Annotated in this window: 9 protein-coding genes; 4 read left to right on the top strand and 5 right to left on the bottom strand. The window is 72.3% G+C overall.

Features of this window, described 5'->3' with window-relative positions; all coding sequences use genetic code 11:
* Positions 1-245: 245 nt before the first annotated feature.
* Positions 246-1616, bottom strand: coding sequence for a diaminobutyrate--2-oxoglutarate transaminase family protein (locus ACWDAK_RS20830; protein WP_344639583.1), 1371 nt, complete (start codon positions 1614-1616; stop codon positions 246-248).
* A gap of 57 nt (positions 1617-1673) precedes the next feature.
* Positions 1674-5684 carry a Pls/PosA family non-ribosomal peptide synthetase gene (locus ACWDAK_RS20825; protein WP_344639582.1) on the bottom strand — a complete coding sequence of 1337 codons (4011 nt, stop codon included), beginning with the start codon at positions 5682-5684 and terminating at the stop codon, positions 1674-1676.
* Positions 5685-6008: 324 nt separating this feature from the next.
* Here ACWDAK_RS20825 and ACWDAK_RS20820 point away from each other — a divergent pair, with 324 nt between their 5' ends.
* The 4 genes from ACWDAK_RS20820 (at position 6009) to ACWDAK_RS20805 (ending at position 9737) form a co-directional block, all read left to right on the top strand.
* Positions 6009-6800, top strand: a complete 792-nt coding sequence (locus tag ACWDAK_RS20820; RefSeq protein ID WP_427394514.1) for an SDR family oxidoreductase — start codon at positions 6009-6011, stop codon at positions 6798-6800.
* A gap of 50 nt (positions 6801-6850) precedes the next feature.
* Positions 6851-7174, top strand: a complete 324-nt coding sequence (locus tag ACWDAK_RS20815; protein ID WP_344639580.1) for a putative quinol monooxygenase — start codon at positions 6851-6853, stop codon at positions 7172-7174.
* 223 nt (positions 7175-7397) lie between these two features.
* Positions 7398-8129 (top strand): serine protease, encoded by a 732-nt coding sequence (locus tag ACWDAK_RS20810; RefSeq protein WP_344639579.1) that lies wholly within the window; start codon positions 7398-7400, stop codon positions 8127-8129.
* Between the two features lie 138 nt (positions 8130-8267).
* Positions 8268-9737, top strand: a complete 1470-nt coding sequence (locus tag ACWDAK_RS20805) for an alpha/beta hydrolase (RefSeq protein WP_427394513.1) — start codon at positions 8268-8270, stop codon at positions 9735-9737.
* Between the two features lie 33 nt (positions 9738-9770).
* Here the strand turns inward: ACWDAK_RS20805 and ACWDAK_RS20800 are convergent, their stop codons facing one another.
* The 3 genes from ACWDAK_RS20800 to ACWDAK_RS20790 all read right to left on the bottom strand — a co-directional run bounded on the left by ACWDAK_RS20800 (position 9771) and on the right by ACWDAK_RS20790 (position 12334).
* Entirely contained in the window at positions 9771-10091 is a 321-nt protein-coding gene (locus ACWDAK_RS20800) for a hypothetical protein (protein WP_344639577.1), read from the bottom strand.
* A gap of 1167 nt (positions 10092-11258) precedes the next feature.
* A complete protein-coding gene (locus tag ACWDAK_RS20795) occupies positions 11259-11822 on the bottom strand; it encodes a hypothetical protein (RefSeq protein ID WP_344639576.1) in 564 nt (187 codons plus the stop codon).
* Between the two features lie 68 nt (positions 11823-11890).
* Entirely contained in the window at positions 11891-12334 is a 444-nt protein-coding gene (locus tag ACWDAK_RS20790) for a hypothetical protein (protein ID WP_344639575.1), read from the bottom strand.
* Positions 12335-12527: the final 193 nt, after the last annotated feature.

Below are 12527 nucleotides of genomic sequence, written 5' to 3'. Positions count from 1 at the left end.
GCCGGCTCGTCGGCCCCGGGGCCGGGATGCGGGAGCGGGCCGGGACCAGGCGGATCGGTGTCCGGATCGGGCGGGGCGAAGATCGTCATCGAAAAGTCCTCCTCCGCTGCCCAGCGCGCCGCCCGGCCGGCGCTACTCGATCCCGAACGGCCGGGCCGACACGTGGACTGATATCGAAAACCCGGCGGGGGTCCGATCTGTTCCGGGGCGGCGGGTCGCCGAACCATCCGGCCTGTCTGGCGCGATCAGGCCTCCCGCACGGCCGCCGCGACGGCGTCGAGCAGGATCACGCACGCGGTCTCGACGTGCTCGGCGGTGACGTTGAGCGGCGGCATCAGACGCACCACGCAGTCCTCGCGGCCGCCGACCTCGACGATGAGGCCGCGCCGGAGCGCTCTGGCCTGGACGTCCGCGGCCAGCGAGCCCGCCGGGCGGCCGTCCACCGGGTCGGCGAACTCGACGCCCCACATCAGCCCGCGGCCGCGCACCTCGGCCACCCAGGGGTGCTTCTGCAGCGCCGAGAGGCGCTCCGCGATCTGCTCGCCGCGCCGGGTGACGTTGCCGAGGACGTCGTCGCGTTGGATGATCCGGATCGCCTCCACCCCGGCGGCGAAGGCCAGTTGGTTGCCCCGGAAGGTCCCGGTGTGCGCGCCGGGTGCCCAGGTGTCCAGCTTCCGGTCGTACAGGATGACCGCGACCGGGGCGCCGATGCCGCTCAGCGCCTTGGAGGCGACGATGACGTCCGGATCGATGCCGTACTCCTCGAAGGCGTACCAGGTCCCGGTGCGCCCGCAGCCGGTCTGCACCTCGTCGACCACCAGGGGGATGCCGAGGTCCCGGGTCAGGCCGCGGACCCGCTGGACGAACTCCCGGCGGGCGGGGACGATGCCGCCCTCGCCCTGGACCATCTCCATGATCACCGCGGCGGGGAGCGGCACCCCGCCGTTGCCGTCGGCCAGGGCCCGTTCCAGGTACTCGACGCAGTTGGTGGCGCAGCGGTCCGGTGACAGCCCGAGCGGGCACCGGGCGCAGTAGGAGTAGGGGAAGAAGTGCACCCCGGGGACGCCGTTGGCGACCGGCTGCTTCTGCGCCACCAGCCCGGTGACCGCCATGGCCGCGTGACTGCTGCCGTGGAAGCCGCCCTGGAAGGAGACGATCTCGCCGCGGCCGGTCGCGGTCTTGCAGAGCTTGATGGCGGCGTCGACGGCGTTGGCGCCGGTCGGGCCGCAGAAGTGGATCTTCATTTGGTCCTGGAGCCGCGGTGCCAGCATGGACAGCTGGGCCTCGGTGAAGGCGTCCTTCACCGGGGTCGGGAAGTCCAGGCCATGGGTGAGCAGGCCGAGTTGGGCGGTCACCGCCGCCACCAGCTCCGGGTGGTTGTGGCCGAGCGAGAGCACGCCCGCGCCGGCCAGGAAGTCGATGAAGACATTGCCGTCCACGTCCCGCACCAGGCTGCCGGACGCCTCCGCGATGGCGATGGGCAGCCGCCGGGGATAGCTGCGGGCGTTGGACTCGCGGCGCGCCTGGCGGGCGAGGAGCTCGGCGGAGCGCGGCCCGGGCAGGTCGCCGTCGACCCGTGGGCCGGACCAGGTGTCGAGTTCGTCAAGCGAGGTCATGCGGTGCCTCCAGAGTGGGTGGGGCGGCGGGGCGACACGGGCGCCCCACCGGGCGGATCAGCAGGGACGGGCGGGGATACCGCGCCACCGGGTGTGCGGGGGAAGGCGTTCGCCCTTCATGACCAGGGACAACCCGTCCAGCGAGGTGCCCGCACCGACCTCGGCGTCGTACAGCACCACGCAGCGCAGGCCGACCGAGCTGCCCTCACCGACCCGGACCGTGGACATCTTCATCACCCGGTCCTCGAACAGGTGGGTCTGCAGCGAGGTGCGCTCGCCGACGGCCGCGTCGTCGGCCACCTCGACCAGGTCGAACTCGGTCAGGTAGGTGGTGTTGAGCCAGACCCGCCGGCCGATCCTGGCACCGAACAGCCGCATCACCCAGGCCATCAGGGGTGTACCGGTGAGGAAGGCGATCAGGCTGGGCACCACCAGGTTCTCGAACAGGCCGGTGATCAGCTCGGTCCGCCGTACCCAGATCCCCCAGAGCGGTTCGACGCGGGGCCGGTAGCGGCCGATGACCAGCCACTTGAGCAGCACCACGACCAGGGTGGCGAACACCCCGGCGCCGAGCAGCAGGGCCGGACCGAGTAGGAAGACCGGCAGCGGTGAGGTGGCCCTGGCCAGCATGACGGCGGCGTACAGGTAGAGCAGCACGGAGACGGTGCCGATGGTCGCGGGCAGGGTCACCCGGAAGTACTCGATGGCCAGGCGCGCGGCGATCAGACCCGGGCTCGGGTCGTAGGTGTACTTCGCGGGGAACCTCTGACTCCCCTCCCGGCGCGGCAGGAAGAGCGCTGGCGAGCCCAACCAGGTCGTCTCGGGCCCGATCGGCCGGGCCGGTGCCACCGAGTGCACGCCCAGCAGGCTGCCGTCGCCCATCCGGCAGGAGCCGGGCAGCAGCGCCCCGTTGCCGACGAAGCTCCGCGTGCCGACCTCGGCCGGGTCCAGCGCGATCCGGCCCCGGTGGAAGACCGCCGGCGCCACCACGCTGACGTCCGCGACGAAGCTCAGCTCGCCGATGATCAGCATGTCCGGGTCGACGAAGCTGACGGTGGCCACCTCGGACCAGCGCCCGGTGCGGGCGCCGAGCAGCCGCAGGAACGGCACCAGGTAGAGGGTGGAGTAGAGCGAGTGGGTCATGGTCAGGCTGATGGTCAGCATGCCGTCGGCGATCCACTTGCGGACCCCGAAGCCGCTGCGCTCCGGATGGATGCCGGCCCGCGCCCTCGGCAGCACCGCCCGCTTGGTCAGTACGATCAGCGCACAGGTGGTGACCACGATCACCGGCCCGGCCGCCAGCGCCGAGAGCAGCGCCCGGACGAAGCCGTACCACGCGGCCACCAGGACGACGACCGCCGAACCGGCACCGAGGACGGCCACCGGCAGCAGCCCGAGCAGCAGCGCCCCCAGTGCGTAGCCGGCCAGTACCCGCACCGGCCAGGGACGGGCGTCGGGCTGCCCCGCGAGGGACTGCAGCACCAGCGGTACGGCGTCCTGCCGGGCGGCCGGTGAGCCCGACCAGTGCTCGCCAGCCGGCACCACCTGGTCCGCGGGGATCAACGACTGCTCGCCGACCGAGGCACCCGCACCGATCACTGCGCCGGGCAGCACCACGCTGTTGGTCCCGAGGAACGCCCCCGTGCCGAGGCGGACGGGAGCCAGCCGCAGCCAGCCGCCCTCGACCGCGTAGGCCTGCACCCGCACGCCGTAGCCGACGCTCACCTCGTCGCCGAGCTCCACCAGGGGCGGCAGGGGGATCGGAGCCGACACGTGGCAGCCGTGGCCGACCCTGGCGCCGAGCAGCCTGAGGAAGGCCGGCAGCAGGGGGGAGCCCGCCAGCAGCCCGACCGGTGTCAACGCGAGGATCTTGGTGTACAGCCAGAACCGCAGGTAGGTGACGCCCCAGAGCGGGTACCAGCCCGGCCGGACGCCGGCCAGCACCACCCGGCAGCCGATCACCGGGATCAGCAGCAGGTTCAGCAGCAGCCAGCCGATCTGCACCGGCACGAACACGGAGTACCGCAGGTGCGTGAGCACACCCAGTGGTCCGCCGTCATCCACTGCGGCCGTGTGGACGCCCCAGGAGGCCAGTACCCGGTAGAGCACGACCAGTGCCGGCAGTCCGAGCAGCAGCAGCCACCCGTACAGCGCGAGGAGCTGGGCCGTGCCGCAGAGGGCCACCCGGGCGGTGGAGTGCCGGCGCGGCGGCGGGCCGGTGGCCTGCTGCCGGGCCGGGGCGACCGCGTCCCCGCGCTCGACGAACGCCGCGAGCGAGCGCACCGTCGGCTGGAGGTACAGGTCCGCCATCGCCAGCCGCTCGAAGCCGGGCAGTCGGCGCAGCCGGGACATCAGCCGCGCTGCGGCCATCGAGTGGCCGCCCAGGTCGCAGAAGAAGTCGTCCTCGACGGAGAGTTCCCGACGGCCGAGGACCTCCTGCCAGACGGCCGCCATGCGCCGCTCCAGCGGGGTCCCGGGGGCCACGTGCGGCCGGCTTCCGCTTGCCAGCGGCACCGAGACGGGGGCGGGCAGCGCCTTGCGGTCCACCTTGTCCGCGGTCAGCAGCGGGAACTCCGGGAGCACCTCGACGAAGGAGGGGATCATGTACTCGGGCAGTCGGCGGCGCAGCGTGGTGTGCAGGCGCTTGCGCAAGCCGTCGTCGTCCCGGTCCGAATGGCCGGTCAGGGTGACGTAGCCGACCAGGTCGTGGACGACCCCGTCCTGTTCGCGCGGGGTGACCACCGCGTTCTCCACCGCGGGGTCCTCCCGGAGCACCTCCTCGATCTCCGCCAGCTCGATGCGGTACCCGCGGATCTTGACCTGGGTGTCGATCCGGCCGAGGAACTCGATCTCTCCCGCCGGGTTCAGCCGGCCCAGGTCGCCCGTGCGGTAGATCCGGGGGCTGTCGGCCCGGTCGGCCTGCACCGGATTGGGGATGAAGCGCTCGGCGGTGAGCTCCGGGCGGTTCAGGTAGCCGATCGCCACGCCGGGGCCGCCGATGCAGATCTCACCGCTGTCGCCGTCGGGGACCGGCCGCAGCCGCTGGTCGAGCAGGTAGACGCGGTAGGTGGGCAGCGGGGTCCCGATGGTGACCGGCCGGCTGGGGGAGAGCTCGGTCCAGGTCGCGGTGACCGTCGACTCGGTGGGGCCGTAGACGTTGAGGATCCGGCGGCCCTCGTGGGACCAGCGGCGCACCAGGTCGGGCGGGCAGGCCTCGCCGCTGACCAGCAGGCTGCGCAGGGTGGGGACTTCGGCCTCGATGGTGGACAGCAGGGTCGGCACGCAGCACAGCACCGTGACCGCCTGCTCGGTGAGGAACGCGGCCAGCCCGTCGCCGACCCGGCGTTCGTCGGTCGGTCCGGCCACCAGCACCGCCCCCGCCGCCCAGGCCGGCCAGATCTCCTCGACGGAGAAGTCGAAGGCGATGGACAGGCCCTGGTAGACCCGGTCCGTCGCACCGACCCGGTAGACCGGTGCGGCTACCCGCAGGAAGTTGACGATGTTGGCATGGGAGACGGCCACGCCCTTGGGCCGTCCGGTGGTCCCGGAGGTGTAGATCACGTAGCACATCGACTCCGGGTCGACCTCGACCATCGGACGGTCGTCCGGGAGATCCGCCAACTCCGGCAGCGGCTGGTCGAGTTCGAGTACCCGGCAGGTCAGATCGTGCGTCCGCGCACGCATCGCGGAGGTCGTCAGCAGATCGCACAGCCCGGCGTCCCGGGCGATGAACTCCACCCGGTCGGCCGGGAACGAGGGGTCGAGCGGCACGTACGCCGCACCGGACTTCAGCACCGCGAGCAGTGCGACATAGGTGTGCAGGGACCGTTCGAGCAGGATCCCGACGGTCCGGCCCTCAGCTGCGCCCCGCTGCTGCAGCAGCCGGGCCAACCGGTTGGCCCGGCGGTCGAGTTCGGCGTACGTCAGCCGGGACGGGCCGCAGCTGACCGCGGTGTTCTGCGGGACCCGGTCGCAGGCCCGCTCGAAGTACTCGACCAACCGCCGCACCTTCGGCACTGTGAGCTCCCTCGGCGCGGCCGTGTCCGCGGTCGATTCGGTACGTGGCAAAGCTCCTCCTGGTCGTCGGCGGAGAAATTCCCATCCCAATTCGCACTCAATCCTCCGGACAATACATACCGTCAGGTGGCGTCCGCAGTGCGGCACGCGCGCCTGCTTTCACCGTGAAGGCGGTCGGTGGGGCGGCCTGATCTGGCCGGAATTCTCAGACTCCTCATATACGTATGACCGGTATTCGCCCGGGAAGGCCGTTGTCCGCCGACACCTTGTTGGCGTAGTGGAATCTCCGTTTTCCACGGTGGTCGCGGCAGAATCGGGAGCCGGGTGAGGCGCTGCCGCCCGGTCCGCGGCGCTGACGGATTTCGGAGGGTGACCATGGGTGTGAGCGAAAGCGAAACGGACACCGGCGTGAACGGGCAGCCGCTGGCGGGCTGTGCGGCGCTGGTGACCGGTGCGTCCAGCGGGATCGGGGCGGCCACCGTGCTTGCGCTGGCCCGGCAGGGCGCCGCGGTCGCCATGGTCGCGCGCCGGAGCGAGCGGCTGGAGCAACTGGCTTCCACGATCGACGAGTTCGGCGGCAGATCGATCTCGATCACCGCCGACCTGATCGACCCGGGCCAGGCGCGCCGGGCCGTCGGGGACGCCGCCCGGAGACTCGGCCGGCTGGACGCGTTGGTGAACAACGCGGGCTACGCGGCGCTGAACACCCTGGAGGAGGGGGAACCCGAGGACTGGGAGCGGATGGTCGATCTCAACCTGAAGGCCGTACTGCACATCTCCAGCGCGGCTCTGCCACACCTGGTTCGAGCGGCCGCCGGGGGGCCGCGCGGTGTCGCCGACCTGGTGGCCGTCAGCTCGGTCGCGGGCCGCGTGGCGCGTCGGGGCAGCAGCGTCTACTCGGCGACCAAGCACGCGGTCTGCGCGTTCGCCGAGGCGCTGCGCCAGGAGGTCGCCGGACGGGGAGTGCGGGTCGGCCTGGTCGAGCCGGGCGTGACCGCGACGGAGATGACGGCCGATGACGCCAGGCTCGCCATCGCCTTCGACCTGCCGAAAACCGCATGGCTGCGCGCCGAGGACATCGCCCGCGCCATCGTGTTCATGGTCACCCAGCCCGCGCACGCGGCCGTCAACGAGATCATGGTCCGCCCGACGGCCCAGGAGCGCTGACCGGCGGTGCGACCGAGGGAATACCGCTGATCCGCGGTTAGACTCGACTCGTGATCTTCATCGTTGTGAAATTCCCGGTCAAGCCCGAATACGCAGACTCCTGGCTGTCCCATGTCGAGGCCTTCACCCAGGCGACCCGCGCGGAGGAGGGCAACCTCTGGTTCGAGTGGTCGCGCAGCGCCGAGGAGTCGAACACCTACGTACTCGTCGAGGCCTTCAAGGACGGCGCCGGTGATGCGCATGTGAACTCCGATCACTTCCGGGCCGCCATGGAGACGATGCGTCCGTTGGTCCAGCGGGCGCCGCAGATCGTGAGCACCACCATCGAGGGCGCCACCGGCTGGAGCCGGATGGGTGAGCTCGGGATCGACTGACCCGCCGACGAGGTGACACTTCATCTGCCGGCCGCTGCCCCGACCACGGCCGTTCCCGGCGCGGTCGGGGCAGTGCTGTGTGATGGGGCCGCGAGGCGAGGGCCGATCGCGGCCCACCGCCGCCCGATCGGGTCACACGCCGAGCGCGGCGGGTCTCGTGGATGGCAGGCTTTCTGTCAGCAGCGGGCCCGACGGACCGGGCCCCGGTGGGGGGAGGACCCTCGTGAAGGCTCGTTGGATCGGTTGTGCGCTGGCCTCGGCAGTGATCGCGCTCGGCACGCAGGCGGCGGCGTCCGCGGCTCCGGGGCCCACCACCTCGACCGCCCCGCCCGGAGCGGAGGCCGACCGGGTCGGCCCGCTCTTCTCGGGGCCGGTCGCACCGGGCAAACACTTCTGCACCGCCTCCGTGATCGACAGCCCCACCGGGGATCTGCTGGTCACCGCGGCGCACTGCGTGTCCTCGCCGGACGGGGTCGTGTTCGCCCCGGGGTACCGCAACGGCAAGGCGCCGTACGGGGCCTGGCGGATCGTCGAGGTGTTCGAGACGAGTGGCTGGCACAAGAACGCCAACCAGGACCAGGACTTCGCCTTCCTCCGGGTGGCGCCCGACAGTGAGGGCCGGCCGATCGAGAGCGTGGTCGGCGGGATCCCGCTGGGTGTCGACGAGAGCCTCCACGAGACCGTACGACTCTACGGCTACCCCGCCCGGTCCGAACTGCCCCTGCTCTGCACCAATGTGACCACCGCCTTCACCGCCCACCAACGCCGGATCGACTGCCCCGCCTACACCGGCGGGACCAGCGGCGGCCCCTGGGTGAGTGAGTCCACCGGCAGCGTCGTCGGAGTCATCGGCGGCTACCAGCAGGGTGGCGACACCGCCGACGTCTCCTACAGCGCGGCCTTCGGCGACACCATCGCCGACCTCTACGTGAGCGCGGTCTTCTCGGACAGGTGACCGGCCGGAAATCTGACGGTCGGCCAGCCTGGGGTCGGAGAACAGGTCGTGGGAAGTGGCCCGGCAGAGCGATGCGCTGCTCGCCGGCACCCGGATACCGTGCTGGTCCGTCCATCGGAACGACCGGCAGGGGTGGCCATGCGACACCGGAAGACGACCCGCGCGGCGCTGTGCGCCCTTGCGGCGGTAGGGCTGCTCACGCCGTCCGCGACGGCTCAGGCCGCGCCCGCGGCGGCGCGGAAGGCATCCACGGCGCCAGGGATCACCTGGGAGCGCTGCGCGGGGACGGACGAGTCCGACACCGTCCGGTGCGGTGCGATCTCCCTCCCGCTCGACTGGTCCAGGCCGGGCAGCCCGGAGCGGACCGAGGTGCGGGTGGCCCGGCTGCCCGCCGCCGATCCGGGCCGCCGGGTCGGCACGCTCTTCTTCAACCCCGGCGGCCCCGGGGACGGCGAGGTCGGCTACCTGCTCGACGGGCGGGCCCGGCAGCAGTACTTCCCGGCGGCGCTGCGCGAACGCTTCGACATCGTCGCGGTGGACCCACGCGGCACCGGCACCAACCCGCCGCTCCACTGCCGGATGCCGATCGACCCCGCGGTGAGCAGGTTCCCCGCTGACCGGGCGGCCGCCGCCGACCTGGTGCGCAGCAACCGGCGGCTCGGGACGGCGTGCGCCCGGGCCGGCGGCCCCCTGGTCGAACACCTGGACACCGGCACCATCGCCAGGGACATGGACGCCGTACGCGCGTCGCTGGGCGAGCGGCGGATCAGCTTCCTCGGGATCTCCTACGGCTCGATGGTGGCCCAGAGCTATGCCGAGCTGTTCCCCGGGCGGGTCCGGGCCATGGTGGTGGACGGAGTGGTGGACCGGGCGCTCCCCTGGCAGCGCATGGCCGTCCTCGATGCCGCGGCCGTCGAGGACGGCGTGAGCCGATTCGCGCAGTGGTCGGCCGGCCACCCGGAGAGCGCACTGCACGGCCAGGACGTCTCCGCCTTCCTGCCCACCCTGCTGCGCCGGGCCGACGCCGGCGAAATAAAGGACGGCGAGCGCCCGGCCCGTGCCGAGGAGATCGCCCAGGCGGTGAACAGCGGCCTGCAGATGCCCGCGTTCTACCCCATGCTCGCCACGGCGCTGCGCCGGACGGCCGAGACGGGGAGCCTCGCCCCACTCGGCCCCCTCACCCCCGCCCAGAACCCCGAGTACCCGGCGTATCGCTCGATCGTCTGCCAGGACGTCCCAGTTCCGGCCGGTGCCGAGGCGGCGCTCCCGGAGCTCGCCCGCCGGGTACGCGAGGCGGCGCCGACCCTGCGCGGCTACTCCGAGTTCTGGGACATTGCGAGTGGCTGTGCGGGCTGGCCAGGCCAGTCGCGCTGGACCCCGCACGGCTGGCGGGTGCCCGCAGACTTCCCACCGGTGCTGCTGCTCTCCGGCGCGCACGACGTGGCCACCCCGCCGGCCTTCGCCGAGTCCGTCCGGCGCGCCCTGCCCGGCAGCAGGCTGCTCCGCTGGGAGGGCGACGGCCACACCGCCTGGGCCAACAGTCCCGCGACGGTCGACGCGGCGGTCGGGTACCTCGCCGACCTGGCCGTACCGCCAACCGCCTCCTGAACGGCACTCGCCGTCCTCTGCGCTGACCAGCGGTCAGGAGGCGTGGCGCTCCTGGGCGCGGCGCGGCCGGGCGGGGACGGGAAGCTCGGCCACCGGCGACGGGACGACCGCGTGGACCGGGCGGGCCGGTGCCGCCGGAACCGGCGCGGCCGCGGCCGTGGCGTGGGCCTCGCGGATCCAGCGGGTGAAGGCCTGGGCGAACTCGGGCCCGAGGCCGGCGGCGAGCTTGAGCTGGTCGAGGTCGCCGCTGCGGATGGGGATACCGGCCTGGTTGAGGACGGTGAGCATCGGGTGGACGAGGGCCCAGTCGGCACGGGTGGCGGACGGGCGGCAGGGATGTTCGGGATCGGTCACACCATGATCCAACCACCTGAGCGGCCCCAGGTCACCGTGTGAAGCGGCTTTGATACGGAGGCGGGACAATGTCCGGCCACGGGCCCTAACCGGGTCGGACCGGGCGCACCCGGCACGGTTTGGGTCAAGCCGGATCCGGACCGCGTATGACGGGGAGACGGAGGCCCGGTGCCCGGGCCCGAGAAGTTCCGTCCGGGTGTGTCCGGTGCTGTAGTCGGTTCGTGTGACCCGATGTCCGGAAGTCGCGTTGACAGGCGGTGCGGTGACGAATCGGTGCCGCACTGGCAACAGTCGTACCGAGCTCGGCTCCGGCGGCGGCGCGGTTACCGGCACAGGCGGTGGCGGTGGTGGTGCGGTGTCGGATTTCGGCTGCTCTCGTCTGATGGGATGGCCGTACACCTGGGTCGGTCGTACCGCTGCGGCGCACCTCCCGGGAGCAGGCGTCGGTTGGGACTCTCGGCGCCTCGGAGACGGGACCGGTGGCACCGGGGAGTGGGGCCGACGGTCCCTGGTCGGGGTGTCCCGGATACCCGAGGATATTCCCAGGCGGGCGGCGAGCGAGACGGCTCACGGCCCGACTTCCGACCACTGGAGAGGGAGCCTCTCATGTCCGAACGTGGCAGCAGAAGACCGAGCACCGTCGAGCCGACAGGACGGTACGTACGGCTGACCGGCCGCTCGTGCCGCAGCTGTAGCGCACCCGTCCAGCTGGGGACCTCGGAGCCCGTCACGGGCCCGGCGCACCCGCCGCTCGTACTGGCGGTCGCCGGGTGCCGCGGTACGACCGCGACCGGGAGCGACGTCCTTCACCACCGACATGACGGCCACTTCGGCCGCAACACTCCCGCGCTGTGGGGGCGCGGGCCCGCCCGGCCGGCTGTGGGGGCCGCCCGGGACGGAAGGCAGGGCCGGGGGCGGGTGGGGCCGCCCCCGGCCGCGCCGTGCGCAGGGGGTCCGATACGGGCGCCGAGACGGCGGCCGGCCCGGCTGCCGGAGGGTGCGGCTGCCCGGCGTACACCGGGACCGCGGTGCCCGAGGGCACGCGGCGGCGTGCTCCGGGAACCTGCGCCGGACCGCACGGGGATTCAGCTCCTCTTACGGCCCCCGCCGGCATCGGGCAGCCGCGGCGGCGTGACCGGCTGGGCTGGACTGCTGCGGTGCGGGCGTTCAGCCCAGGCCGCCGAGGGTGTACCGGTCGAAGGCGTCGTACAGGTCCTCCTCGTCGGGGACGGCGGCGTCGACCGAGGGTGCCGCGGCCGTCGCGAGCAGGGTGACGAGGCGGGCGAGCCCCGGGTAACTCGTCTCGGCATCGGGATGCACGGCCTGGGCGTCGGCGACGAGAGGAGCTGCCGACAGCGCCCCGATCGGGTACCCGCCGGTGAGATAGACGGTGTGCGGGTGCGCGGCCACCTCGGCGAAGGCACTGTCGACGGCCAGGCTCCGAAGGCAGTCGCGCAGGGGGGATGCGGAGCACGCGGGGAGGCGGTCGTGCTCGGTGTGGTCCACCGCGTGATGGGGCACGGAGCGCACTCGGGCCACCGTCTCCCGTCGGACGGACGGTGCCAGGTCGAGCCAGGCGGAGTCGGGTGCCAAATCGGCGAGCGCGGACGCCGCGCGTTCCTCGGCCTCGCCGAGGCGTTCGGCGTCCACGGCGAGTGCCGTGAGAGCGAAGGCCGGATCGGGCCGGGAGGTGCGGTCGGTGACCGCGAGGAAGACGGTGTATCGGTTCATGCTGCTCGCCTCGACGGTGGACGCGGACGGCCGGGCCGCACTCCGGCCGGCCGAGTCACGGTACGCCCTTACTTGATACAGATCTTGCCCTGGCTGTGGTTGGTCACCGTAGTGGTGTGCGCCTTCCCCTCAGCGGTGATCGTGAACGTCGCGCTGGCCGAGTAGTCGTGGCACTGCCCCTTCGGCGGCGGCCAGTTGGCCACGACGCGCGCCTTGAACTTGTTCTTGCCGGACCCGGTGTCGTGCGCGACCTGGCTGCCGTCCTTGTAGAGGGTGACAGAGATCGAGTACTCGGGCATCTTCTGCTTGCAGCCCTTGATGTCGGCGTGGACGTTGATGACGTCCGGATTGGTGTGCGATTCGTGCGGTGAGTCCAGCGCGGCTTCGCACTTGTCCCAGAGTGCGGCCGCTAACTGCGGCCGGATCGACGCTGGTTGGGCCATCGCCTGGGCTTGGAACGGTACGACCAGACAGGCGGCGGCAAGCGCGCCGGTGATGATGCGCCTTCGCATGGCGAACCTCCGAAAGTAGGGGTACGGAGGGAACGCTATGTCCTGATATCGCGTCATCACGACGGAGAATCAAGCCAGTTGGGTACGTCCAAGCCGGGCGGCCTCTTCGGCGAGCCCACCTGGGGTGAGATCGGAGTGTGGCCGGCCGTACGGGGTGGCGGCCCCGTACGGCCGGGTGCGGGGCCGCCCCGGG

This window comes from Kitasatospora sp. NPDC001175 (assembly GCF_053598215.1).
The sequence above is the reverse complement of the archived record's forward strand: the minus strand, read 5'-3'. Positions and strand labels throughout refer to the sequence as shown.